Genomic DNA, 22037 nt, shown 5'->3' on the forward strand with positions numbered 1-22037 from the left:
TTTTTGCTGTTAAATTTCGTTCCACGGATTTTGTTCGGGGCGTTCCATTTCGTAAACCGAGCGCATCCACAATGTATCTTGCGTTCCATCGTAAATTTTTAATTCATCTACAATGCCGTTTAAGCGAGAATCGCCGATGACAAAATTTTCCAATTTTCCAAATCCTTTTGCCAAATTAAAATCCGTATTGTGAATCACTTTTCCGTCGAGCATTACATGAATATGATCGCCGCGGAGAATGACCGCATAATAATGCCAATTTCCATCGAGAATTTTTGCGGAGCCGTAAATTGTCGTATCCGAAATCAACACAGTATCTGCGTTTACAAAAAGTTCAACGCCGATGGATTTATAATTGTTGAAACGATTTTGCCGAATGACAAAGCCGAGAGAATCTTGCATCGCTGTAAAAAGGGCGACCGAAGAATCTTTGCCAAATGCATTTTTGTCTAACTTCATCCAAAAAGAAATCGCAAATTTTCCGTCTTGAAAAATTTCAAAATTCGAAACGGAATCTGGTGTAACATTTCCAAATTCTTTTCCGCCTGCGAAAATTCCTGCGGATGTTAACGAATCCCACGGCGCCGCGTAACGAATGCGATTAAACGAATACGCAGAAATTTCTGCATTCAACTGCGAAATTTTTTGCATCCGATTTTCGGCGTAATTGAACTGCGGAATAATCACGCGATAAAGAGAAGAATCGCCCGCCGCATAAATTTTTTCCGACGGAAGAACATCGCCCATTTCGTTCACCAAAAGCGGATGATTTGCATTCGTCAAAAGCCAAATGGAGAACGGAACCGAATCCAAAGTATTCGGCAATTTTCCAAAATTCAAATCGGCAAGAGTCCGCGAGAATGTATGCGCAGCCGCATTTGCGTCATCCTTGTTCGCAACAAATGTGCTACCGCTTTCGATTTTCCAACTGACAGAAACCGATTCACTTTCTTCGCCAAAAATTTCTAAGCGATTATATTCTGCAGCAGGAATTCCGCTTAAGATGACGACGCCATTTTGCTTATCGCTAGCGGTGATATTTTTGCAGACAAGTGTTCCGGTAAGGCAAAGAGTATCGCCTGCATCAAGAGGCATTTCGCTGAATGGAATCGCTACAGTTGCCGTCGGTAAAATCGTTGCCGAAATATTCAACGTATCGCCGAAATTTTTTGCATTGCCATCGCCCAAAGTAATCGCAGTTTTTGCTGCCAAATTTTCGTCGGCGTTTTCAAAAAGAACGGAATAATTTCCCGCAGAAAGTTTCTGCGTTTCGAGTACAAACGAACCATCTTCTGCTGTTTTCGATTCGGCGAGAATCGTATCGTGCGCCGCATTAAAATCTTCGCGGACAATATAAACCGCAGCCTTTGCCGCAGGCGTTCCCGCTTCGGTAAAAAGCATGCCCGCAATCGATTCGCCGGATTCCGTTTCGCTTAAAACTCCCGCGTGATCGCTGTTGCTGCAAGCAGTAAAAATGCCCGCACAAAAAATACTCAACCACAAAATTTTCATCATTTATCCTCCGCATCCAAATTTGAAAATAGATGAATATTCATGTGATAAACGCCGTCGGCTTTTTCGCTATCGCCCGCAATAATTTCTCGCGCTTTTGATTTAAAATTTTGCAATTCCGCTTCTAATTTTTTATACGCCGATTTAGAAAGGCTAAAAACGAGAGTGCTCATCACCTGCGGATTTTTATTGTGCGAAAGCAGCGCTTGCTTCGAAAGTTCAAAACATTGCAGTTGATATTCGCGGACAAGTTCCTGATTATTATAGGGTCCGCTCGAAATCGAATCTTGCGTCGGTTTCCAAAATCCTTCATCATTTTTCCGCACAAGTCCTAAGCGCGAAAGAAGCTGCACCGATTCACTTAATTTGCCAAGTGTGACTTTGGGAAAAATGCGTTTCGCAATCGGCGATAAATCATCGCCCACATTCATCACATCTAAAATGGCGAAGAGCGCACTGTGATACCACTGCGCATAATATTCATACGAATCCGAATGTAAAAGCATTTGCGGATGCGGATTGATTTTGAGCAAATTTTCCATCGCATCTTTGCGAATAGCGTCGGACTTTGCTTGATCCAATTGCACCATCGCTTCGAAATAGCGCGCTTCTTTGCGGTCGAGTTCCAAAAGTTCAATGAATTTTTGAATCATCCGCGGCGAAACTTTTTTCCCACGCAAAACATCTGCAAAATAACTGCGCGTTTTTGGAAGCCCGAGACGTGCACAAATTTCGGTGCGGCTAAACGCCGGTTCTACTTGAACGCGTGCGCTTTGATATTCCGCAAGATACTTGCGAAAATGAGTAAACTGAAAAATGTCTGCAAATTTTTCCACTCTTCAAATATAAACAAAATTTTTGAGAATGTTCTTAAATTAAAAACAAATTTCCTTCGGCAATTTCCCATTTTTTTATTTTCTTTTTCCAAAACATATATTATTTTTCAATCGCAACTTTAGAGGAGATCGCTATGAGCGTTCAAGAAATTCCGTACAAGATTTATCTTGCCGAAAGTGAAATTCCAGAGGCGTGGTACAATGTCCGCGCCGATATGAAAAATAAGCCCGCACCGCTTTTGAATCCGGGAACGCATCAGCCGCTCCAATTTGAAGAATTGCGTCCTGTTTTTTGCGATGAACTCATCAAGCAAGAATTGAATGATACAGACCCGTGGATTCCTATTCCCGAAGAAATTCGCAAATTTTATAAAATGTTCCGCCCGTCGCCACTCGTTCGCGCATACTGCCTCGAACGCAAACTCGGAACGCCCGCAAAAATTTATTACAAGTTTGAAGGCAACAATACGAGCGGAAGCCACAAATTAAATTCGGCAATTGCTCAAGCTTACTACGCCAAAATGCAAGGCCTCAAAGGCGTCACTACCGAAACGGGCGCAGGGCAATGGGGCACAGCGCTTTCGATGGCTTGCGCTTACTTCGGTTTGGATTGTCGCGTTTATATGGTGAAATGTTCCTACGAACAAAAGCCGTTCCGTCGCGAAGTGATGCGCACTTACGGAGCAAATGTTACTCCGTCGCCATCGATGACAACCGAAGTCGGTAAAAAAATTAACGCCGAATACCCGGGCACCACAGGAAGCCTCGGCTGTGCAATTTCCGAAGCCGTTGAAGCGGCAACGCACATGGAAGGCTACCGCTACGTTCTCGGCTCCGTTCTTTCTCAGGTTCTTTTGCATCAGACCGTTATCGGTCTCGAAGCAAAAGCGGCGTTAGATAAATACGGCGTCACTCCGGACATTATCATCGGCTGCGCAGGTGGCGGATCAAACCTCGGCGGACTCGTTTCTCCGTTCCTCGGCGAAAAGCTCCGCGGCGAAAAAGATTATCGCATTATCGCTGTCGAACCCGCATCTTGCCCGAGTTTAACCCGCGGCGTTTTTGCCTACGACTTCTGCGACACCGGTCACGTTTGCCCGCTCGCGAAAATGTACACTCTCGGTTCCGAATTTATTCCGTCTGCAAACCATGCCGGCGGTCTTCGCTATCACGGAATGAGTTCCATTCTTTCGCAAGCTTATCACGACGGTTTAATGGAAGCGACAAGCGTTGAACAAACTGCGGTCTTTGAAGCAGCCGAAGAATTTGCTCGCGTCGAAGGAATTCTCCCTGCACCAGAATCGAGTCACGCGATCCGCGTTGCAATCGATGAAGCGCTCAAGTGCAAGCAAACCGGTGAATCGAAAACGATTCTTTTCGGCTTAACTGGAACAGGTTACTTTGACTTGAAGGCTTACGAAGCATACAACAACAAATCGATGACCGATTACATCCCGACGGATGAAGATTTGAAAAGAAGCATTGATTTGATTCCGCGCTTCCCCGGCAACTTAATGTAATTTTCACTCCAATACAAAAAACTCCTCGACTTTGTCGAGGAGTTTTTTATTTCTCATTTTCATTTTTTCAAGAAAAATTCTTCGGAAAGTCTTGCGCGAAAATCGTTAATTCTCGCTGCAGAATTTTCGCGTTTCGGATAAGTAAAATTGCTGAGAAGAATGACTGCGCTTTTGCGTTCTGCATCGGCGACAATGCTCGTTCCTGTAAATCCTGTTTTTCCAAATAAACGCGGATGGTGCGCCTTGCCCATAAATTTTTCGGCATCGAGTTCCCAGCCGAGCGCTGTGCATTCTTGCGGGATGCGGTCTTCTAACGCATTCGTCGAAACAAGTTGTAAAATTCCCGCGGGCAAAATTCGTTTGCATTCAAACACACCATCGTTCAAAATCATCCGCACAAATTTGAGCAAATCAGGAACCGTCGAAAACATTCCTGCGCTGCCGACAGGGAAAAGTTTTTTAAGAGAGAATGCACTTTCATCGTGAATTTCTCCCTGTAAAATTCTCCCGCGCCACGGGCAATTTTCCGTTGCTACAATTTCTTCTTTCGAAATGCGCGAAAGCGGATCCCAACCGGAACGCGTCATGCTGAGCGGCGTAAAGAAATTTTCTTCGGCGAGTTCTTGCAACGTTTTTCCCGAAATGCGCATCAAAACAATTCCCAAAAGAATGCTCGCCGGATTTCCATAATTAAAAACTGTTCCCGGTCTTTTTTCAAATTGATACGAGTATAAAAATTGCAAAATTTTTTCGGGAGCTAAATCCTTTAACGAACTCATGCGAACGCGATAATCCAAGCTATGCGTTAGCAAATGTCGAATGAGAATTTCTTCGCGATAATTCGTTTGCATTTCAGGAATGTAATCGATGAGTTTTGCATCGAGATTTAATTTTCCTTCCAAAACAAATTTCAGCGCAAGAGTTGAAGTCGGGCAAACTTTCGTTACCGACGCTAAATCAAAAACAGAATTTTCCGCTGTTCCATAATGACGAATTTCACTTTCGCCATTTTCAAAAAGAAAGCCGACAACCGCTTTCGAAAAAATTCCTGCGTCCATCGCAGAATGAAAAAGAGAATCGATTTGCATAAAACAAAAATAAAATTAAAAATGAATAATTAAAAATTCGCGCTTTCACTAGCAGCATAGCCGCCAAACTTTACACGCCTAATTTAAATTTTCAGTATGGCAGAACAAATCGACATTCTCACTTCCGATGGAAAGAAAACCGGCGAAGTGCGCTCTCGCGACGAAGTGCACAAACTCGGACTTTGGCATCGCACCGTTCACATTTGGCTTTTTGATGCGCAAGGAAATATTCTTTTTCAACTGCGCGCCCACGACAAAGAAAACAATCCGAATCTTTACGACACGAGTTGTGCGGGGCATATTTCTGCGGGCGATGAAAGTCTCGAATCCGCTCTCCGCGAAATCCGCGAAGAACTCGGGCTCAAAAAAAATCCCGAAGATTTAATGTATTTATTTGAATCGACTCACGAAAGCGTTTTGAACGGCGGCAGTTATTTGGACAATGAATTTTACGATGTTTATCGCGGACAAATTTCCGAAGACGAAAAACGCAGGCTCGTTCCGCAGCCACACGAAGTGGATGCGTTTCGCTTTTTTAGCGTAGACGAACTTCGAGAAGCATTAAAAAATCATCCCGAAAAATTCGTGAGCCACCCGAAAGATTTTCAATATTTACTTTCTCAAGCCTAATTATATTTGCGCTATGACATTACAACAACTTCGTTATGCAATCGGCATCGCCGACAATCCTTCTTTCAATAAAGCCGCAGAAAAGCTTTATGTTTCGCAGCCATCGCTCACCGCAGCCATTCACGAATTAGAAGATGAAGTCGGTATCACGATTTTTAATCGCACTAGTCGCGGCGTTTCATTAACCAGCGATGGCGAAGAATTTATCGCTTACGCCCGCGATCTTTACGGCCATTACGAAGCGCTGTTAAATTTATACGGCAAAAACGGAAAGCGTCGTCAACGATTTTCTGTTTCCACGCAACATTATTCTTTCGCTGTCAAAAGTTTCGTTGAAATGGCAAAAAAATTCGGCTCCGATGAATACGATTTAGCGATTAGCGAAACAAAAACGCGCGATGTCATCACCGATGTTAGCAATCTCAAAAGCGAAATCGGCATTCTCTATTTAAGCGATTTTAATCGCAAAGTCATCTCGGATTTGCTCGATGCCAAAGACTGCGAATTTCATAAATTGGTAAACTGCAAAGCCTACGTTTACCTTTGGAAAAAGCATCCGCTCGCCCAAAAGAAATTTATCACATTCAAAGAACTCGAACCTTATCCGTGTTTATCATTTGATCAAGGCGACGGCAGCGCAGAATATTACGCCGAAGAAATTTTGAGCACCAAAGAATATTCGCGGACAATTAAAGCAAACGATCGCGCGACGATGTTGAATTTAATGATCGGCCTCAACGGCTACACGCTTTGCTCGGGAATTATCTGCGAAGAATTAAACGGCAGCGATTTTATCGCAGTGCCTTTCCGCGATCCCGCAGCGAGTAAAGATGTGATGGAAGTCGGATTCATCACCAAGAAAAATATGATGCTCAGCACTCTCGGCGCTTACTACATTCAAGAGCTCAAAAAATATCTCGGCGTCGAAGAAAAATAATTTTACTTCTTAATCGGCGAATAAATTTTTGCTGACGAAACTTGATACAATTTTTTTTCTTCAAGGCAATAAGCCGAAAGCGCTTTTCCGTAAACGCAGCCCGAATCGAGTCCGCGGAAACCGGGAACATCGACAAGGCCTTTCGCTGCCCAATGTCCAAAGATGACAAGCTTCGGCCAAGTCACGCATTCAAACCAAGCAGGATTCGTTTGCGATTTCATGTCTTCGCCAACGCCGTCCCACGTGCGCACCGAAAGTAAAACGCTCGGACGCATTTCTTCGAGTTTTGATTTTCCCGGTTCAAGTCCCGCGTGAACCAGTAACGCATTCGGCGTATCGCGCCACAGCGGCCAATCCTTGACGACATTCGCAATCCAAAACGGATCTTCTAATGTCGCAGCCATGCGTTTTGTTTTTTCGGTCCACTCGGATTCGGGCGCCGAGATGAGTTTTAATAAATGCGCTTCCCAATTTCCTTTCACACAGAGAAATTGATTCTTCACAATTTCTTGAATCACTTGAAATGATTGCGGACCTTTCCCGATTAAATCGCCGGTAAAATAGACCGTATCTTCGCCCGGCGTAAAATGAATGGCGTCGAGCATTTTCATCATTTCGTCATAGCAACCGTGAACATCTCCGATGAAAATTGTGCGCTTCATTTTTACTTCTCCGAATTTTCGTCTTCTACCATTTCGCGGAGAGATTTTTCTTCGGTAGCGCTGAGCTCGCGGAATTCTCCCGTCGGAAGATTTCCCAAAGTCACGCCCGCATAAGTGACGCGCTTCAAATCGCGAATTGTATAACCGACCGCTTCGAGCATACGACGAATTTCGCGGTTCTTGCCTTCGCAAAGAACCATTTCAAAAAATCCTTCGTCAAAGAAAATTTCTTCGGCGTGACCTTCTTCCATTTCGCCGTGTTCATTTTCTCCAATTTCTACGCCATCGACAAGTCGTTGCGCATCGCTTCGAGAAAGCGGTCGCGTCGTCCACACATAATAACTGCGCGGAATTTCAAATTTCGGATGCGTCAATTTATAAAGCAAATCCCCGTCGTCGGTAAAAAGCAAAAGTCCGCGACTTTGCAAATCCAAGCGCCCGATATATTTCATCGTGCGATATTCTGGCGGCAAATAATCGTAAACCGTTGAACGTCCTTGCGGATCATGCGCCGAGCAAACGCAGCCCGCGGGCTTGTGAAAAAGAATCACTTTCGTCTTTTTCGGCGGGCGCACTTTACGACCGTCCACGCGGACATCGTCGCCTTCGTTTACAACAAATCCGGGCTCTTCTAAAATTTTTCCGTTGACCGAAACGCGTCCTTGCTTAATGATATCGTCCGAAGCGCGGCGGCTCGCCACCCCGCACAAAGAAAGAAATTTGTTAATTCGCATTTTGCTTCTCCGGATACAAAAGTCCAAATCGCAGTCCCGCTGTGCTAATGCAGAAACTTTCTGCGTGCAATCTTAATAATAAACTGCGCAACCAAAAAAGCCCGCAGATAATCACATCGCTCCGTCCCTTTTCAAGTCCGGGCATGCTGCCGCGCAATTCTTTCGAAACATTGGAAATTTTTGTAATCACTTTTTCCAACTGTTCCAAATTCATTTCAACGCCTTCGATTGTTTTAAAATCAAATTCGGAAAGATTTAAGAAAACCATTGCGAGCGCAGTCGCTGTTCCGCCGACCAAGTAAACCGGCTTTTTCGCATAAGGGCGCAGCGGATTTCCTTTGAGTTCTTCCTTCTCCCATTTTTTGTATTCGGGTCCAGGAATCGCACCCATTTTTTTGAAAAGAAATAATGCGCCCACCGGAATAGAAATCGCTTTTTTCCCGTCCGAAATTTCGGTAGAACCACCGCCGATATCCACGGTGACAATGCCTTCGCCGTGCCATTCTTCGACCGCGCGGAATGTATAAGCGGCTTCTTCTTCGCCCGAAATAATTCTCGGTTTTACCCAAAGTGCTTTTTCGACCGCTGCAATAACTTCGTCACCATTTTCTGCGCGACGCGATGCTTCGGTCATCGCACACGCTTTGATTTCTGCGCCCAGTGCGTGCGCCGTAGAACGAAATTCATTCAAAATTTTCGAAAGCGCATCCAAGCGTTCTTCGGTAATGCGCCCGAAATTAAAAACGTCTTCGCCCAAACGGCAAATTTCCACTTTCTGAATTTTCGGCTGCAAAATTTCTTTGCCATTTTCATCTTTTTCAAAATCGGCGATGAGAAGAATCGTCGAATGACTGCCGATGTCCACCGAAGCGGGGAGAGTTTTTAACGCGTTAGCCATTTAAAAGTCCTTCGCGGATTCGCGTCGCAATTTTTTCTGGATTCATGAAAAATTGCTTTGCCAAAGGAATTGCTTGTTCCACCAATTCAGGCGAATATTTTTGCATCCACAGCGCAACCGTTTTTCCCGAATCGCTGCCGAGTTCTTTTCCCGATTGAATTTCTACCGCCATCTTCAACGCTAAACAAAGCCCGAGTTCAAAAGGCTTCGGCGATTCCTTGCCTTCGAGAAGTTTTTCCACACGAGCGAGCTGCGCCGCCGAACCTAAGGATTCTATTTCTTTTAAATCTTGTTCCGAAATCATAGTGCAAATTTAGTTTTTCGCTTTTTGCTTTTCGGATTTCTATCCACGAAAAAATCCCCAGAACTTGTCCGAGGATTTTTTCAAAGAGAGAAATGAAACTGAAAATTATTTCGCTTTTTTCACGGCTTTCTTCGGAGCAACTTTGCTTGCAACTTTCTTTGCAGCCGGTTTTGCAGCGACTTTTTTGGCCGGAGCTTTCACAGCCTTGACCGCTTTTTTCGGAGCAGCCTTGACAGCGACTTTCTTTGCTGCGGGCTTTGCGACTTTCTTCGCAGGAGCCTTCGCCGCTACAGCTTTCTTCGGAGCTGCTTTTGTAGCCTTTGCTTTCGGCGCAGACTTCGGAGCTGCTTTCACCGCAGATTTTTTAGCAGCCGGAGCTGCTTTTTTGACGGCAACCTTCTTCGGAGCGGCAGCTTTTTTAGCTACGGCTTTTTTTACAGGAGTTTTTGCCATATTTTTTTCCTTTATGTTGATTTGTTGATAACTATAAACATAAAATAACTAGATTTTCACAAAATATCAACAACTTTTTGAAAATAATTTTGATTTTCCCGAAAAATTTTCACAAAATTGCGCACGACTTTGCCGTGCGCTTTGCGTTACCAATCTTTTTCGGGGCGCGCTTTTCCGCGGGCGGGTTTCCACGGTTTTCGTTCGCCGTGCTCTTCGTCAAAATCTTTGAGCAACTGCGAAGCTTCTTGCGGGCTCATTTGTCCCGGTTCATTGGGCGGTTCTTCTCCGCCACGCGAATCGCTCGAATTTTCCGAGTTGCTAGAACCTTCTGCGTTATCCGACTGCGAATTGGAATTATTGGAATTACTGGAATTTCCATTCGACTGACTTGAATTTTCCGAAGAATTTTCGGAATTGTCATTTTGCGAATCGCTTGAGTTTTCCGAATTGCTAGAATTATTTTGATCCGAAGAACTGGAATTTCCCGAACCATTTTCGGAATTCTGCTGATTCTGATTTTGTTCTTGATTTTGGTTCTGATCTTGATTTTTATCTTGATTCTTTTCTCCGTTCGGATTATTTTCTTTATTTTGATTTTTCTGTTCGTTTTTGGATTCGTCAATGCGATCGGCGAGCATTTGCAATTTCGCATCATCCGGATAATACGAAAGTCCTTCTTTGCAAGTAATTTCCGCCGTCGGCAAACGATTTTCAATATATTGAAACGCCGCGTCCGAATAATATTCCGCAGCCGTTTTCGGCGCCTTTGCAGCAAAAGCTACCGCAACAGAAACCGTGAGAAACATCATAATTTTCGCAAGCATTAAATTACCCCCAAATCATTATCCGCATTGGATTGGTCAATTTTACTCTTGGGTTTTCTTCCTGCTTTGATATCGATGACATCTTCAATGCGCTGAATATAAGAATTCAAACTCGTCGCCGTTGAATCGTTCGTCATCGTATTTTCAAGCAAATTTTTCGCCGGCGTATATTGTCCTTCTTTGCACATTTGCATCGCACGCGCGAGCATTTTCTTGGCATTTTCCGAAAGTTCCGGCTGCTTCTGATCATTTTGATTATTCTGATTTTGATCTTTTTGCTTGTCGATTTCTTCTTTCAATTTACGTTGCACAATTTCCACATTGCGCTTTGCCTTTTCATAACTCGGATTCAAATCGATTGCTTTTTTCAAATAGCCAACCGATTCTCGCCATTTTGCAATGCGTTCCGAAGGCTCGCTCGATTTTTCACCGATACGGTAAAATGTATTCGCCAAATTGTATGCCGCTTTGGAAGCGAGCGAAGAATCGGGCATGCGCACAGCGCTTTCGAGTTCTTTCTGCGCCGTTGCGTAATCGCCTAATTGATACGCGCACGTTCCGATGTTATAAAACAAAAGCGGATTCGCGGGCTCATCTTGTCGCGCTTCTTCGTATTTTTTTAGCGCACCCGAATAATCGCCTTTTTGAAAGAGCGCATTGCCATCGTTAATCGGGCGTGCAAACGCTGCCACCGAAATGAAAAGCAAACAAATTAACCATTTCATTTGAAAAATCCTCAACTAAAACGCCCCGCGAGCTGTTTCCGTTTTTTGCCGCGTTCCGAAAGAAGCGCTTCGACCAAAAATAAAATCGCAGCCATCGCTAAGAAAATTTGATAGCGATCTTGATAATTTTCCATTTGATCCGAAGAAGTATCGCGCTTTTCTAAACTTTCAATTTCCGAAAGCACTTTTTGCAGTTGAAATTCGCCGGGACTTGCGTAAAAATATCGCGCGCCCGTGATGCTTGCCACATCTTGCAATGTGCGTTCTTCCAAATGCGTTGTCACGATATTTCCGAAGCGATCTTTGTGATACGAGACGTCGCCATTTTTCGTCGGCTCCGGAATAGGAACGCCTTCTTTCGATCCGATGCCAACGGTGTAAATGCGAATTCCCGCTTCCGCAGCTTCTTTCGCTTTTTCCACCGCTTTTGCATCTTGTTCTTCGCCATCGCTCATAAGCACCATCACCGCATACTTAGACGGTACTTTGGAACGACGAAACATTTGCATACCTTTGTCAATTGCCGCAGCCAAATCCGTTCCCGGCAAAAGCCAACCCGGTTCCAAATCCCGCAGAATTAACTGCACCGTTCCATAATCGAGAGTGAGCGGAACCAAAGTTTGCGCTTCGCCCGAAAACGCAACAAGCCCGACGCGATCTCCCGAAAGCGTATCCAAGAACGCCGAAATTTCATGCCGCGAACGCACCAAACGATTCGGCTTTACATCTTCCGCAAGCATCGAAAGCGACACATCTTGCAAAAGTAAAATGTCCAAACCTTTGCGTTCGATATGTTCCATTTGCCTTCCCCATTGCGGGCGTGCAAGCGCAACAATCAAAAACGCAATGCCCAAAAGAAGCAGTCCTGTTTTCGTCGCACGACGCCACGGCGAAAGCGAAGTCGCAATTTTCGGAAGCATTGAAATCGACGCAAATTTCGAAGCGAGTTTTTTTCGCCGACGATACGCGTAAACGAATAAAAGCAAAAATAGCGGTAGGGTAAAAAGAGCCCACAAAAAATTCGGTTCTGCAAATCTCATGGAATCCTCACAAATCGCGTATTCGCTAAAACGAGTTCAAGCAAAATGAAAAGTGCACCCGCGAGCAGCCACGGATAAAATTTTTCGGAATAACGAGCGTAAGCAATCGTTTGAATTTCTGTTTTTTCTAACTGATCGATTTCGCTGTAAATTTTTTCCAAATCTTCTTTGCTTTCGGCGCGGTAAAATCTCCCGCCAGTTGTAGCGGCGATTTGCCCGAGAGTTTTTTCGTCCAAACTATTTTCGGGCGGAATCGGTTGTTCGCCCCACGAAATTTCTCCGGTCCACGGATTTTGTTGGAATGCGAGGAAAGTTCCGCTGCGTTTTCCGACGCCGATTGTATAAACTTTGACGCCAAGCGCTTTCGCCACTTCTGCCGCATGCAGCGGAGGCACAATACTTGCGTTGTCAATTCCATCGGTTAATAAAATCACAATTTTCGATTTTGCATCGGATTTTTCAAGCCGCGCAAGCGAAGTCATTAAACCGTCACCAATTGCAGTTCCATTTCCCGAAGCCGTTGAATCATTCACCGACGCTAAAATTTCGAGCAGAGCGCCGTAATCCAACGTGAGAGGCACTAACGTATACGAATTGCCCGCAAAAGCCGAAAGTCCAATGCGATCGCTTTCTCGTTTTTGAATAAATTCCGCCATCACATTTTTCGCATAACCTAACCGCGAATAATCCCAAAACTTCCCGCTCTTCCAAACTTTTTCTGCATTCATGACGCCGAGTTTTGCTTGATCCATCCGCGTTAGCATATCGAGAATACTCATCGAGCCCGAAACGTCTAACGAAAGCATAATGTCTACGCCATCCGTCGAAGTGTATTCGACTTCCGTCGCATTTTGCGGTCGCGCAAGCGCCACAATAAAGCAGCAAAGAGCCAAAAGACGAAGAGCGGGGACAATGTAGCGCGCACGAGCCCGCGAACCTTTCGCCGCTTTTTTCGCAATCGCTAACGCCGGAAATTTAATCGTACTTTTCCGTTTTCGCGAATGCCACCACCAATCCGCAATCAAAAGCGGAACGAGCAGCAAAAGCAAAAATGCTTCGGGATTTTGAAAATGCAAATTAGCGAGATCCATTCGCATTCTCCTTCTTTTCTTCGGGCGAAGGCTTCGTGTCTTCGACTAAACGACTCGCCCAATCCATCCAAAATAATCCGCGGTCATCGCCGATTTTCATCTTGGCAAATTTCACCGGATACGTTTCTTTTTCAAGTTCCACAAGCGACTGCTTATACGCTTCTTCTAAATTCGGCATTTGCGAAACGCGCGATTTTAATTGCGAAAGAGTCGCATCCAAAATGCCTTCGGTCGGGTGCTCGCCCAAAAAACGCCGTTCGACATAACGCCGCACAATAAAACTGAGCGCTGTATAAAATTCCGCTTGATTTCCCGCTGCGAGTAATTGCTTATTCTGCAAATCTTTTAACGCGAGCACCGCTTCTTCGTAAGGCGGAAGCTGCGGCACTTCTTTTTCTTTGCGGAATTTTTTGTGCAAAATCCATCCGAGCGCAATTAAAATGATCGCCGCCAAAACGATGAGTAAAATCGAAAGCCATTTCGGAAGTCGCGGATCATTTAACGGCTCTTCTGCATCCAAAATATCTTCTTCGCTGCCATCGGTCCGCGTGACCACTTTCACCGCCACCGGATCCGTTTTGGTTTCAGCGGTATCTGCTTTGAGAACTGCGCGCACTTCTTGCGGCGCAATCAAAAAATCGCCCGCGACAAATGTATTGAGAGTCGCTTTCCAAATAAATTTTTTCTGCCCTTTTAATCCTTCGACCGGAACTTCTTCGTGCTGCATATCTTTCACTTCGAAGTTCCCTAAATTGCCGACGAAACTCGGCAAATCCACGCGGGCACTTTCGGGAGCAGTCACCGTGATTTCGTAATCAAAACGGTCGCCGACAAAAACCTGCGACGCAGTCGTCGTCGATTTCACCGAGATATTTAACGCAAACGCTGGAATTGTGAGCAGTAAAATTCCGCATACAAGCAAACTCGGCAACTTTCCGCGTCGCAAAAATTCAACCATTTTCATTTTAACTCCGACGTCTTTGCAGCATTCTAAAATATTCGACAAGTGGCGCCACCGTATCGCGAAATTCTTCGCGGACTTGACACTGCACATAATCCACATTCATTTTTTGAAATAAATTTTTCGTCGCTTTCTGCGCCTTTTTCGCTTCGTAGGCAAACGCTTCGCGGAAGGCGGCATCGCCCGTATCGACGAGCATCGTTTCGCCCGTTTCCGGATCTTCAAATTCGACAAGTCCGACTGGCGGAAGTTCCGATTCGCGCGGATCCGTTACCGAAACCGCAAGCATATCGTGACGCTTCCCGAGAATTTTAAAAGCGGTCTCAAATCCCGAATCCAAAAAATCCGACATCACGACGACCATCGCGCGCCGATTCAAAACGCCGCCTACATATTCGAGCGCACGCTGTAAATTCGTCCCATGATGTTCCGGTTTAAAATAAAGAATTTCGCGAATTAAACGCAGCGCATGTTTCTTTCCTTTCGCCGGCGGAATGAAAAGTTCCACTTGATCCGTAAAAATGAGAAGTCCCACTTTATCGTTATTGCGGACAGCGGCAAACGAAAGCAAAGCCGTAATCGCCGCCATCGCTTCGCCTTTCATTTCTTTTCCCGAACCGAATTCCGAACTCGAACTCGCATCGACCATGAGCATTAACGTAAGTTCACGTTCTTCGATGAACTTTTTAATATACGGCGTCCCCATGCGGGCGGAGACATTCCAATCGATGGAGCGCACATCGTCGCCGGGAACATATTCGCGGACTTCACTAAATTCCACGCCGTTCCCTTTGAACGAGCTGTGATACGCGCCCGCCATCATCGAATCGAGAGACCCCCGCACCGAAAGTTCAATGCGGTTCACCGTTTTAAGAATATCTTTCGAAAGCATATTATGGCACTTCGACCGAATCCAAAATTTTCTGCACCACAAGTTCTGCCGAAACTTCTTCGGCTTCTGCTTCGTAGCTCAAAATAATGCGGTGACGCAACACTTCCATCGCGACAGCTTTTACATCTTCGGGAGTCACATAACCGCGGCCTTCGATAAACGCATGCGCTTTCGCTGCTTTCGCAAGTCCAATAGACGCACGCGGAGAAGCTCCCGTCGAAATAAATCCGGCAAGTTCCGCTTTCTTAATTCCCGCAGGATCACGCGTCGCAAGAACCAAATTCACAATGTATTCGCGGATGCGTTCGTCCACGTAAATTTCTTTCACCAATTCCCGCGCATTCAAAATGTCTTGCTTATTCGCAACCGCTTGCGGCACCTTTAATCCCGAACCGCTCACCGCTTCGAGAATTTTCATTTCATCTTCTTTGCCGGGGTAACCCACTTTAACCTTTAACAAGAAACGATCGACTTGCGCTTCGGGCAAAGGATAAGTGCCTTCTTGTTCAATCGGGTTCTGCGTTGCGAGAACCAAAAACGGAGCGTCCAACGGATACGTTTCATCGCCGATGGTAATCATCCGTTCCTGCATCGCTTCGAGAAGTGCGCTCTGCACTTTCGACGGCGCACGGTTAATTTCGTCGGCCAAAACCAAATTGGTAAAAAGCGGGCCTTTCCGCGTTTCGAAGCGGGATTCTTTCGCATTGTAAATAGTCGTACCGAGTAAATCCGCCGGGAGAAGATCCGGAGTAAATTGAATCCGCTTAAAATCCAACGAAACTGCGCTTGCAAAAGCTTGCACCGCAGTCGTCTTCGCAAGTCCCGGAAGACCTTCCAACAAAATATGTCCATCGGCGAGAATTCCTGTGAGAATGCTCTTCACCATATCCTTTTGCCCGATGACCGTGCCTTCTACTTCGCGTAAAAGGTCCACGCAAAAATGGCTCTGATCTTTAATTTTTTCCGAAAGTTCTTGAACGTTTGTCATGTTGACCTCAATCGTCTTCTTGAATGTTTAAAAGTTTTGCAGCGATTTTCCAAAGTTCTTTGTTTTGGAAAGCATCGCGATCACCGCCACCGTAACGCGCCTGCGCAAATTCTTGCAAAAGCGCATCCCAGTTGACAAGTTTTCCGTTGGCGGCAAGTTCCTCTAAATTTTCACTGCCGAATTGTTTTTTCGCCCACTTTTTGCAAAGCGATTCCAAATCCAAAATCCAAGTGCGGCTGTCGGCTTTCGTCACCCGCTTCTTGAGCAAAATAAATTCTTCGGCAAATTCATCTTGTTCGCGCTTTTCTGTTTTCGCGTGCGCTGCAGCCATTTTCCGCTTTCGTTGAATTAGAACAAAGCCCGCGATTAAAATCGCAAGCAGAAACACGCTTAAAATCGTCCACGCAGCCGTATGCGACGGCGTATCCACGCGAAAATGCATTTCTTCTGCCGAAAATTCAAAAGGTCCATTCGCCGAAGGAATTTGAAATTTCAACGCAGGAATCGAAACATTCCCCGTATCGCTCGCGGTAAGCGTATAAACGAACTGCGTATTCGAAATCGAATTTTTCCCTTGCACCACCCGAGAATGTTCTTCGCGGACGCTTAACTGCGAAATTCCCTTCGCATTTGCCGAAGACACGGGCAAAATTAAAACCGAACTTTGCCCCGCTGGCGCTTGCCAGGCGACATTCACTTTATATTCAAAAGTGTCGCCTTGTAAAATCGGCAAAGAAAGGGAATCTGCATGAACCGAAATGTTAATCTGTAAAGGTTCTGCGGCAGCCGCCGAATCCACCGCCATTTGATTTTGCAAAGAATCCGTGATCATCAAAAAAGAATATAAAAATCTCCCCACTCAAAAGCGTCACGAAAAATTCATAAAAAGGTAAAATCAAAAACGCCCGCCAAAGGCGGGCGTTTTCAAACTTTTTTCAAAGCAAAGGATTAGAATCCGAGAGTCGCCGGCTTCACGTACTTACCATTCAGCAACTGACTCATCATCATCTGCAGAATATCACTAAAGTAGCTCGTTGTAGAAAGCGTCATCTGCTTTGCATTAAAGATATTGGTGCAGGCATCAACCCAAGCATCGGCGCCAGCCATACCGGTTAAGCACCAAGCCCCCCACCATTCCATCGGAACTTTAGACATTTCTTTGTCACTGCCCACAGCCAAATTCCAAGAATATTTCACCGCAGGAATCTGAGCCGGATCATTGTTCGAACGCGTTGCGATAAATGTATTCAAAGTATTCAAGATGGTAGCAGCGCGTTCATCTTGGAACCAGTAATAATCCCAAGCCAAACGCCACGGAATACGCACCGATTCCTTGTCAAAGCGCCAATAACTCGCTTGCGCTGAATTATTATTCGGATCCACAGCAACACCAGCGCCATTGCACCAATCAGGGAAAACGCCCGTGCCAGCGGCTTGCACTTGTTGCATAAAGGCATATTCGGCATCCAAAACACCCTTCCAATCATGTGTGGGATCTACAGCAGCAAACAAGCGAAGCGCCACCGGAGAGAAATAGCTCAAGTTGTAAGCCGGATCAGCCCCAGTCCACATCGGCGTATCTCCCGAATAGAGAAGCAAATTTGTCGGGTTGACTTCATAAGTCCAAAGCGCATTGATCAAAGTCAACGCATCTTCTAAATAGGCGGCATTTCCGGTTTGATAATACGCAATCACGAGCGAAGCAGCGATATCCAAGTCCGCATCCGTCGCACTCGCATCATCGCCAATATCCCAGCTAAAGGACGAAGTAAGCCAAGGCATCAAAGCGTGTCCGCTTGCATACGAAGTATTGCGATACGCTTTGCTATAAACCCAAAGACGGTTATATGCATCCATATCGCCTTGGAAAAGCGTAATTAACATACCATAACCGATTCCTTCCGAAACGGTACAGCCGCGCTTATACATATTGGTGCCTTGTGCTTCATCAATTTGGCAACCCGCATAGTTATAAGTTGACCAAATTACACGAGCTGCAGCCAATCCTTGAGCATTATAAGCACCAAAAATTTCCCCAAACTGAGCCCCTAATGTGGGATACTTTGTCGCTTCTTCTTCTTGAGTAGTATAATGGAAACCTTTCCAAGTCGGATACAGCGCATCGGTATACAAAGCATTCGCCGTCGCCGGAAGGCGTGATGTCTTCGCCACAGGAACATTTCCACTCGATCCGCCCGCAGAACTGGTCGGAATTATCACAGAACCCGAAGAGGTCGGATCCACGGGATCTGGGCTCGAAGAGCTGTCGCTCGAGCAAGCGTTCAAGCCGAACATCGCACACAAGGCGACAGTGCAAAGGGGAAGTTTTAACTGCATAAAATCTCCAAAAAGATTGCCGTATCTCAATACGGGAAAAGTCTTCTTAAATATATAATGGAAAATCCCAATTCCCACCCAAAGCAAGGAAAATTTCTGCTTACAAAAAAAGAATGGAATCTGCATCACACAGACTCCATTCTAAATTCCCAAAGAGAATTCTCAATTACTTGAGAACAATCTTCTGGCTGAGATTTGCTTGACCAGCAACACGAACCATGTAGATACCTGCGTCCATGTTAGCGAGGTTCAAAGAAGCGTTTGCCGAGTTGAGAACGCTCTTGAGCATCACTTGGCCTTGGAGGTTGATCACTTCGACCGTTGCACCAGCCTTCACGCCAGAGATAGCGAGAGTGCGACCAGCAACAGAAGCCTTCAATGCAGATGCAGACTTCACAGATTGGATTGCAGAGCCATCGCACTTGCCGAGTTCACCGATTTGAGCAACGTTGAAGTTCGTTGTCTTGCCGTCAGCAGCAGCCATTTTGAACTTGATTGCAGAAGCCTTGCTAAGAACAATAGACTGATCCACTTTATTGCCCCAGCCTGCTTCCTGCTTGAACTGAGCCCAAGGAAGGTCCACAACCGTCACGACCGCAGCAATCTTCAAAGAAGCCTTGTAGTTATTGTATTTGGTAAGAGTACCTTCATCTTCCGGTGCAATTTCAAGTGCCGGAGCAATTCCATCGGACTTGTAACCGAGGCAGATACCACCCCAAGAAGAAATATCAGCACCTTCTTGGTTTCCGCTCACCAAGTTGAAACCAACGCCAACGAACGGATACTTGTAAGGACCACCCATTGTAGCGGAACCGCAAATACCACCGCACATATCAATAATCGGATCCATTGCGTCGTCAGCGTATTGGTTACCTTTATCTGTAGGCCAAGTAATCTTCGAGGTTCCCGGACCATTATCAGCGGTTTCCTTGTTATCGTTGTAATCGTACCAATAACCATAGGTGTCGTCAGTAACATCACCCACACCGGTTTCAACGCGGTAGGAATCAGGTCCACCAACCCAAGTTTCCATACCGAAAGACATAGAAACTGCAGCGAGAATTGCAGAAGCTGCGAGGATTTTCTTGTTCATAGTTTTCTCTCTCTTGTTAATGTGAATGCCCTATGCGGGCGGTTTGCAACTTAATATATCTTTTTTTTGCAAAAAGAAAAGGGATTTTTTTTGGCAGCGGCATTTTTTTTCAAAAAAACGCTTTTTTGCGATAATTTGCACATTTGTTAATTTTATTTTTACAATTCATTTTTCCCAATTATCCCCCATTCTGTGATAAACAGAAACATTTTAAACAAATTTATACAATAAAAGTTTTTCAATTTGCCTTTTCGATGATTATTTTGTAGGCTATGAAACATTTTACCAAATCCCTTTTTATCGCCGGTCTTACCGCATTTTCTTTTTCCAATGCGGCACCGAGTTTTCCTTTTCCGCAAAATCAAGCCTATCCCTACGGCAATACATTTAAATCAGCGGTAACCGACTCCATTCAAAAGCACTTTGATGTTTGGAAAAAAGCGTGGTACACCGAAGCCGGGACTTTCTACGCCAAATACGACGGCGCCTCCGAAAGCGCAAACGCCCAAATGCCTGCGGGCACAGCACGCGTGATTAGTCCCGACGAACACGCCGAAAGCACCGTTTCCGAAGGCATCGCTTACGGTATGTTGTTAATGGTTTATATGTCGAGCACGGCGAGCGATCATCAAGCCGAATTCGATAAATTATGGAAATATTGGAAGTGCTACGGCAAAGGTTCCAACGGAAATGGCTGCAACAGTTGGAACGGCGAAGGGATGGATTGGAAAATCGACAATTACACAGGAAGTGTTGACGGTTCCGGTACGGCAAGCGACGCCGAATTCGATGCAGCCCTCGCCCTGGTCATGGCATCGAAACAGTGGAATAATCCCACTTATTTAGAAGAAGCGAAGAAATTGATTACTTGGACAAAGTCCAACGACTTTAATTCCGACGGCTCAATTCGTCCGGGCAGCAACTGGAATGATGCATTTAACCCAAGTTATTCTGCGGTAGCCGCCTTCCAACTTTTTTACGAAGTGACGAAAGACGCCTTCTGGCAAACCGCTGTCGAAAAAGCCACCGCCGAAGTGCAATTATGCCAAAATGCCGCGACCGGTTTAATGCCGGACTGGTGCGATTGGAGCTCTCACAAACCTACACATACAAGCGCAAATGTCACTAGCGGTTACCTCGGATTTTATAATGATGCGACTCGTACGCCGTGGCGTATGGCTTGGGGCTATTCTTGGTACGGAATCAAAGGCGCCAAAGCGAGCAACGATAAAATCATTTCTTGGTTAGATTCTATTTCTTACGGCTACGCAGGGATGCTTGCGCCGGGTTATAATGTAGACGGTTCTACAGAAACCGACGTCTTTGTTTCTTCGGATTTTACAGGCGGTCTCGGACTTTCGATGCTTTCGGCCGATAATCCGGGTGCTTACTTAGAAGGTTTATATTATACCCTCGCCAACACACAAGGAAAAGAATCGTTGACATCTAGCTCGGGAGAACAATATTTTGCGGCGACATTAAATGTGCTCTATATGCTCCTCCTCACGGGAAATATGCCGAACTTCTATAATATGACGGGTTATACCGCCTTTACGCCGAACCCGGCAGATGTGCAAACTCCGAAAATGCCCGAAGGCACTTTAATTGACACCGCAGAACATCCCGCGATTTCAGGATTCACGCATTGGGGAGTTTATTCCGATAAGCTCGGCCAAACTAAAATGTATCCGGATTCGGGCACTTCGGGAGTTTTCAAACAACTCGATGGCACCAATATGGTCGCAGCCGAAATGTTTATCGGTCCAGAACCGCTCTACACCGGCGCCGCTGATTTGAAATATCCTTTTGCGGGCATCGCTTGCTCTTTTGACGCTAGCCAAGCTTACTATGATTTAAGCGATTTAGCAAATGTGCACATTGTTTATAAGAGCAAAGGTGTTGTCCGATTCTCTCTCTTGGATCAAGAAACCTTAAACCAAGACAAAGAAGGCGGCGAACCGGGCTATTATCTGCCACCGACCGAAGATTGGCGAGTTCTCGATATTGATATTAGCTATAACACAAGCGGTTACTATAAGAATTTTAACACTCTCACTTATCCCGCGTGGACAGGTCTTCAAGGAAATATGGATGCGCCCGATGTTTTGAAAGCAGTTCGCGGTGTCAAATTTGATGCCAAGATGCAAAAATCCGGATTTGCTTCATTTGCTTTGAAAGAAATTGCTTTGCAAGATAAGGACGGCAATATTATCTCAAACTTGAAAGAAATCAATGCCATTCAAGCCCCGAAAAAAGCCGTCGGCAAAGCGCTCCTTAGCCAAAATGGAAAGAGCGTACACTTTGAACAAGTCGGAAACCAAGCAAAGCTCCGCATCTACGACTTGAAAGGCAATTTACTCGCGAGCAAGACTGTGAGCGGAACAGGCGACATCGCATTAGACGCTCTCGCTCCCGCTAGCGGACTTTATGTGTTGCGTCTTTCGACGGCAACTCATTCGCAATTCTTAAAAATTCAAAAATAAATACATCCTGGGTTGGGTAACTTTAGGAG

The 22037-nt window shown here is 45.4% G+C and carries 22 protein-coding genes; 4 read left to right on the forward strand and 18 right to left on the reverse strand.

Annotation, left to right across the window (positions count from 1 at the left end):
- Positions 1–9 precede the first annotated feature (9 nt).
- On the reverse strand, positions 10–1515 hold the full coding sequence (locus tag B0H50_RS02180; protein ID WP_106197558.1) for a LamG-like jellyroll fold domain-containing protein: 1506 nt from the start codon (positions 1513–1515) through the stop codon (positions 10–12).
- Positions 1512–2348 carry a TIGR02147 family protein gene (locus B0H50_RS02185; RefSeq protein ID WP_106197557.1) on the reverse strand — a complete coding sequence of 279 codons (837 nt, stop codon included), beginning with the start codon at positions 2346–2348 and terminating at the stop codon, positions 1512–1514. The genes B0H50_RS02180 and B0H50_RS02185 overlap by 4 nt, the downstream gene beginning before the upstream one ends.
- Before the next feature lie 134 nt (positions 2349–2482).
- On the opposite strand from B0H50_RS02185, the gene B0H50_RS02190 reads away from it, so the two are divergent.
- Positions 2483–3868, forward strand: a complete 1386-nt coding sequence (locus B0H50_RS02190; protein ID WP_106197556.1) for a TrpB-like pyridoxal phosphate-dependent enzyme — start codon at positions 2483–2485, stop codon at positions 3866–3868.
- Between the two features lie 59 nt (positions 3869–3927).
- Here B0H50_RS02190 and B0H50_RS02195 read toward each other — a convergent pair whose 3' ends face one another.
- Positions 3928–4956, reverse strand: coding sequence for a serine hydrolase domain-containing protein (locus tag B0H50_RS02195; protein WP_109587171.1), 1029 nt, complete (start codon positions 4954–4956; stop codon positions 3928–3930).
- Positions 4957–5052: 96 nt separating this feature from the next.
- Here B0H50_RS02195 and B0H50_RS02200 point away from each other — a divergent pair, with 96 nt between their 5' ends.
- Positions 5053–5586 (forward strand): NUDIX hydrolase, encoded by a 534-nt coding sequence (locus B0H50_RS02200; protein WP_109587172.1) that lies wholly within the window; start codon positions 5053–5055, stop codon positions 5584–5586.
- A 13-nt stretch (positions 5587–5599) separates the two neighbouring features.
- Positions 5600–6523, forward strand: coding sequence for a LysR family transcriptional regulator (locus B0H50_RS02205; RefSeq protein WP_109587173.1), 924 nt, complete (start codon positions 5600–5602; stop codon positions 6521–6523).
- Between the two features lie 2 nt (positions 6524–6525).
- On the opposite strand, the gene B0H50_RS02210 is transcribed toward B0H50_RS02205, so the two are convergent.
- From B0H50_RS02210 to B0H50_RS02280, 15 genes are all read right to left on the reverse strand, one after another.
- Positions 6526–7185 (reverse strand): metallophosphoesterase, encoded by a 660-nt coding sequence (locus tag B0H50_RS02210; protein WP_106197552.1) that lies wholly within the window; start codon positions 7183–7185, stop codon positions 6526–6528.
- 2 nt (positions 7186–7187) lie between these two features.
- Positions 7188–7919, reverse strand: coding sequence for a pseudouridine synthase (locus tag B0H50_RS02215; protein WP_106197551.1), 732 nt, complete (start codon positions 7917–7919; stop codon positions 7188–7190).
- On the reverse strand, positions 7909–8817 hold the full coding sequence (locus B0H50_RS02220) for a Ppx/GppA phosphatase family protein (protein WP_106197550.1): 909 nt from the start codon (positions 8815–8817) through the stop codon (positions 7909–7911). The genes B0H50_RS02215 and B0H50_RS02220 overlap by 11 nt, the downstream gene beginning before the upstream one ends.
- Positions 8810–9121: a hypothetical protein gene (locus B0H50_RS02225; RefSeq protein ID WP_106197549.1), complete on the reverse strand. Its 312-nt coding sequence runs from the start codon at positions 9119–9121 to the stop codon at positions 8810–8812. The genes B0H50_RS02220 and B0H50_RS02225 overlap by 8 nt, the downstream gene beginning before the upstream one ends.
- A 105-nt stretch (positions 9122–9226) precedes the next feature.
- Positions 9227–9574, reverse strand: coding sequence for a hypothetical protein (locus tag B0H50_RS02230; RefSeq protein ID WP_173314924.1), 348 nt, complete (start codon positions 9572–9574; stop codon positions 9227–9229).
- 146 nt (positions 9575–9720) lie between these two features.
- Positions 9721–10398: a hypothetical protein gene (locus tag B0H50_RS02235; RefSeq protein WP_109587174.1), complete on the reverse strand. Its 678-nt coding sequence runs from the start codon at positions 10396–10398 to the stop codon at positions 9721–9723.
- The gene (locus B0H50_RS02240; RefSeq protein WP_233244469.1) at positions 10398–11123 is read right to left on the reverse strand and encodes a tetratricopeptide repeat protein; all 726 of its coding nucleotides are present in this window, start codon (positions 11121–11123) and stop codon (positions 10398–10400) included. The genes B0H50_RS02235 and B0H50_RS02240 overlap by 1 nt, the downstream gene beginning before the upstream one ends.
- An 11-nt stretch (positions 11124–11134) precedes the next feature.
- A complete protein-coding gene (locus tag B0H50_RS02245) occupies positions 11135–12163 on the reverse strand; it encodes a vWA domain-containing protein (RefSeq protein WP_109587175.1) in 1029 nt (342 codons plus the stop codon).
- A complete protein-coding gene (locus tag B0H50_RS02250; RefSeq protein WP_106197545.1) occupies positions 12160–13254 on the reverse strand; it encodes a vWA domain-containing protein in 1095 nt (364 codons plus the stop codon). The genes B0H50_RS02245 and B0H50_RS02250 overlap by 4 nt, the downstream gene beginning before the upstream one ends.
- Positions 13241–14218, reverse strand: coding sequence for a hypothetical protein (locus tag B0H50_RS02255; RefSeq protein WP_233244470.1), 978 nt, complete (start codon positions 14216–14218; stop codon positions 13241–13243). The genes B0H50_RS02250 and B0H50_RS02255 overlap by 14 nt, the downstream gene beginning before the upstream one ends.
- A gap of 1 nt (position 14219) precedes the next feature.
- Complete coding sequence (locus tag B0H50_RS02260; RefSeq protein ID WP_106197544.1) at positions 14220–15107, reverse strand: DUF58 domain-containing protein; 888 nt, start codon at positions 15105–15107, stop codon at positions 14220–14222.
- Between the two features lies 1 nt (position 15108).
- On the reverse strand, positions 15109–16095 hold the full coding sequence (locus B0H50_RS02265; RefSeq protein ID WP_106197543.1) for an AAA family ATPase: 987 nt from the start codon (positions 16093–16095) through the stop codon (positions 15109–15111).
- A gap of 7 nt (positions 16096–16102) precedes the next feature.
- Positions 16103–16927 (reverse strand): BatD family protein, encoded by an 825-nt coding sequence (locus B0H50_RS02270; RefSeq protein ID WP_106197542.1) that lies wholly within the window; start codon positions 16925–16927, stop codon positions 16103–16105.
- 116 nt (positions 16928–17043) lie between these two features.
- Entirely contained in the window at positions 17044–18432 is a 1389-nt protein-coding gene (locus B0H50_RS02275) for a glycosyl hydrolase family 8 (protein ID WP_158256412.1), read from the reverse strand.
- 166 nt (positions 18433–18598) lie between these two features.
- Positions 18599–19234, reverse strand: coding sequence for a T9SS type A sorting domain-containing protein (locus B0H50_RS02280; protein ID WP_158275870.1), 636 nt, complete (start codon positions 19232–19234; stop codon positions 18599–18601).
- 563 nt (positions 19235–19797) lie between these two features.
- Between B0H50_RS02280 and B0H50_RS02285 the strand changes: the two genes are divergently transcribed.
- Positions 19798–22008 carry a glycosyl hydrolase family 8 gene (locus tag B0H50_RS02285; RefSeq protein ID WP_109587177.1) on the forward strand — a complete coding sequence of 737 codons (2211 nt, stop codon included), beginning with the start codon at positions 19798–19800 and terminating at the stop codon, positions 22006–22008.
- Positions 22009–22037 lie beyond the last annotated feature (29 nt).

The sequence above is a fragment of the Hallerella porci genome (assembly GCF_003148885.1).
In the GTDB taxonomy this organism is placed as follows: domain Bacteria; phylum Fibrobacterota; class Fibrobacteria; order Fibrobacterales; family Fibrobacteraceae; genus Hallerella; species Hallerella porci.

Excerpts from the sequence above, each read along its gene's own strand:
- B0H50_RS02180 (WP_106197558.1), bottom strand. The coding sequence starts at position 1,515 with ATGATGAAAATTTTGTGGTTGAGTATTTTTTGTGCGGGCATTTTTACT.
- B0H50_RS02190 (WP_106197556.1), top strand. The coding sequence starts at position 2,483 with ATGAGCGTTCAAGAAATTCCGTACAAGATTTATCTTGCCGAAAGTGAA.
- B0H50_RS02195 (WP_109587171.1), bottom strand. The coding sequence starts at position 4,956 with ATGCAAATCGATTCTCTTTTTCATTCTGCGATGGACGCAGGAATTTTT.
- B0H50_RS02200 (WP_109587172.1), top strand. The coding sequence starts at position 5,053 with ATGGCAGAACAAATCGACATTCTCACTTCCGATGGAAAGAAAACCGGC.
- B0H50_RS02205 (WP_109587173.1), top strand. The coding sequence starts at position 5,600 with ATGACATTACAACAACTTCGTTATGCAATCGGCATCGCCGACAATCCT.
- B0H50_RS02210 (WP_106197552.1), bottom strand. The coding sequence starts at position 7,185 with ATGAAGCGCACAATTTTCATCGGAGATGTTCACGGTTGCTATGACGAA.
- B0H50_RS02215 (WP_106197551.1), bottom strand. The coding sequence starts at position 7,919 with ATGCGAATTAACAAATTTCTTTCTTTGTGCGGGGTGGCGAGCCGCCGC.
- B0H50_RS02220 (WP_106197550.1), bottom strand. The coding sequence starts at position 8,817 with ATGGCTAACGCGTTAAAAACTCTCCCCGCTTCGGTGGACATCGGCAGT.
- B0H50_RS02225 (WP_106197549.1), bottom strand. The coding sequence starts at position 9,121 with ATGATTTCGGAACAAGATTTAAAAGAAATAGAATCCTTAGGTTCGGCG.
- B0H50_RS02230 (WP_173314924.1), bottom strand. The coding sequence starts at position 9,574 with ATGGCAAAAACTCCTGTAAAAAAAGCCGTAGCTAAAAAAGCTGCCGCT.
- B0H50_RS02235 (WP_109587174.1), bottom strand. The coding sequence starts at position 10,398 with ATGCTTGCGAAAATTATGATGTTTCTCACGGTTTCTGTTGCGGTAGCT.
- B0H50_RS02240 (WP_233244469.1), bottom strand. The coding sequence starts at position 11,123 with ATGAAATGGTTAATTTGTTTGCTTTTCATTTCGGTGGCAGCGTTTGCA.
- B0H50_RS02245 (WP_109587175.1), bottom strand. The coding sequence starts at position 12,163 with ATGAGATTTGCAGAACCGAATTTTTTGTGGGCTCTTTTTACCCTACCG.
- B0H50_RS02250 (WP_106197545.1), bottom strand. The coding sequence starts at position 13,254 with ATGGATCTCGCTAATTTGCATTTTCAAAATCCCGAAGCATTTTTGCTT.
- B0H50_RS02255 (WP_233244470.1), bottom strand. The coding sequence starts at position 14,218 with ATGAAAATGGTTGAATTTTTGCGACGCGGAAAGTTGCCGAGTTTGCTT.
- B0H50_RS02260 (WP_106197544.1), bottom strand. The coding sequence starts at position 15,107 with ATGCTTTCGAAAGATATTCTTAAAACGGTGAACCGCATTGAACTTTCG.
- B0H50_RS02265 (WP_106197543.1), bottom strand. The coding sequence starts at position 16,095 with ATGACAAACGTTCAAGAACTTTCGGAAAAAATTAAAGATCAGAGCCAT.
- B0H50_RS02270 (WP_106197542.1), bottom strand. The coding sequence starts at position 16,927 with ATGATCACGGATTCTTTGCAAAATCAAATGGCGGTGGATTCGGCGGCT.
- B0H50_RS02275 (WP_158256412.1), bottom strand. The coding sequence starts at position 18,432 with ATGCAGTTAAAACTTCCCCTTTGCACTGTCGCCTTGTGTGCGATGTTC.
- B0H50_RS02280 (WP_158275870.1), bottom strand. The coding sequence starts at position 19,234 with ATGGGTGGTCCTTACAAGTATCCGTTCGTTGGCGTTGGTTTCAACTTG.
- B0H50_RS02285 (WP_109587177.1), top strand. The coding sequence starts at position 19,798 with ATGAAACATTTTACCAAATCCCTTTTTATCGCCGGTCTTACCGCATTT.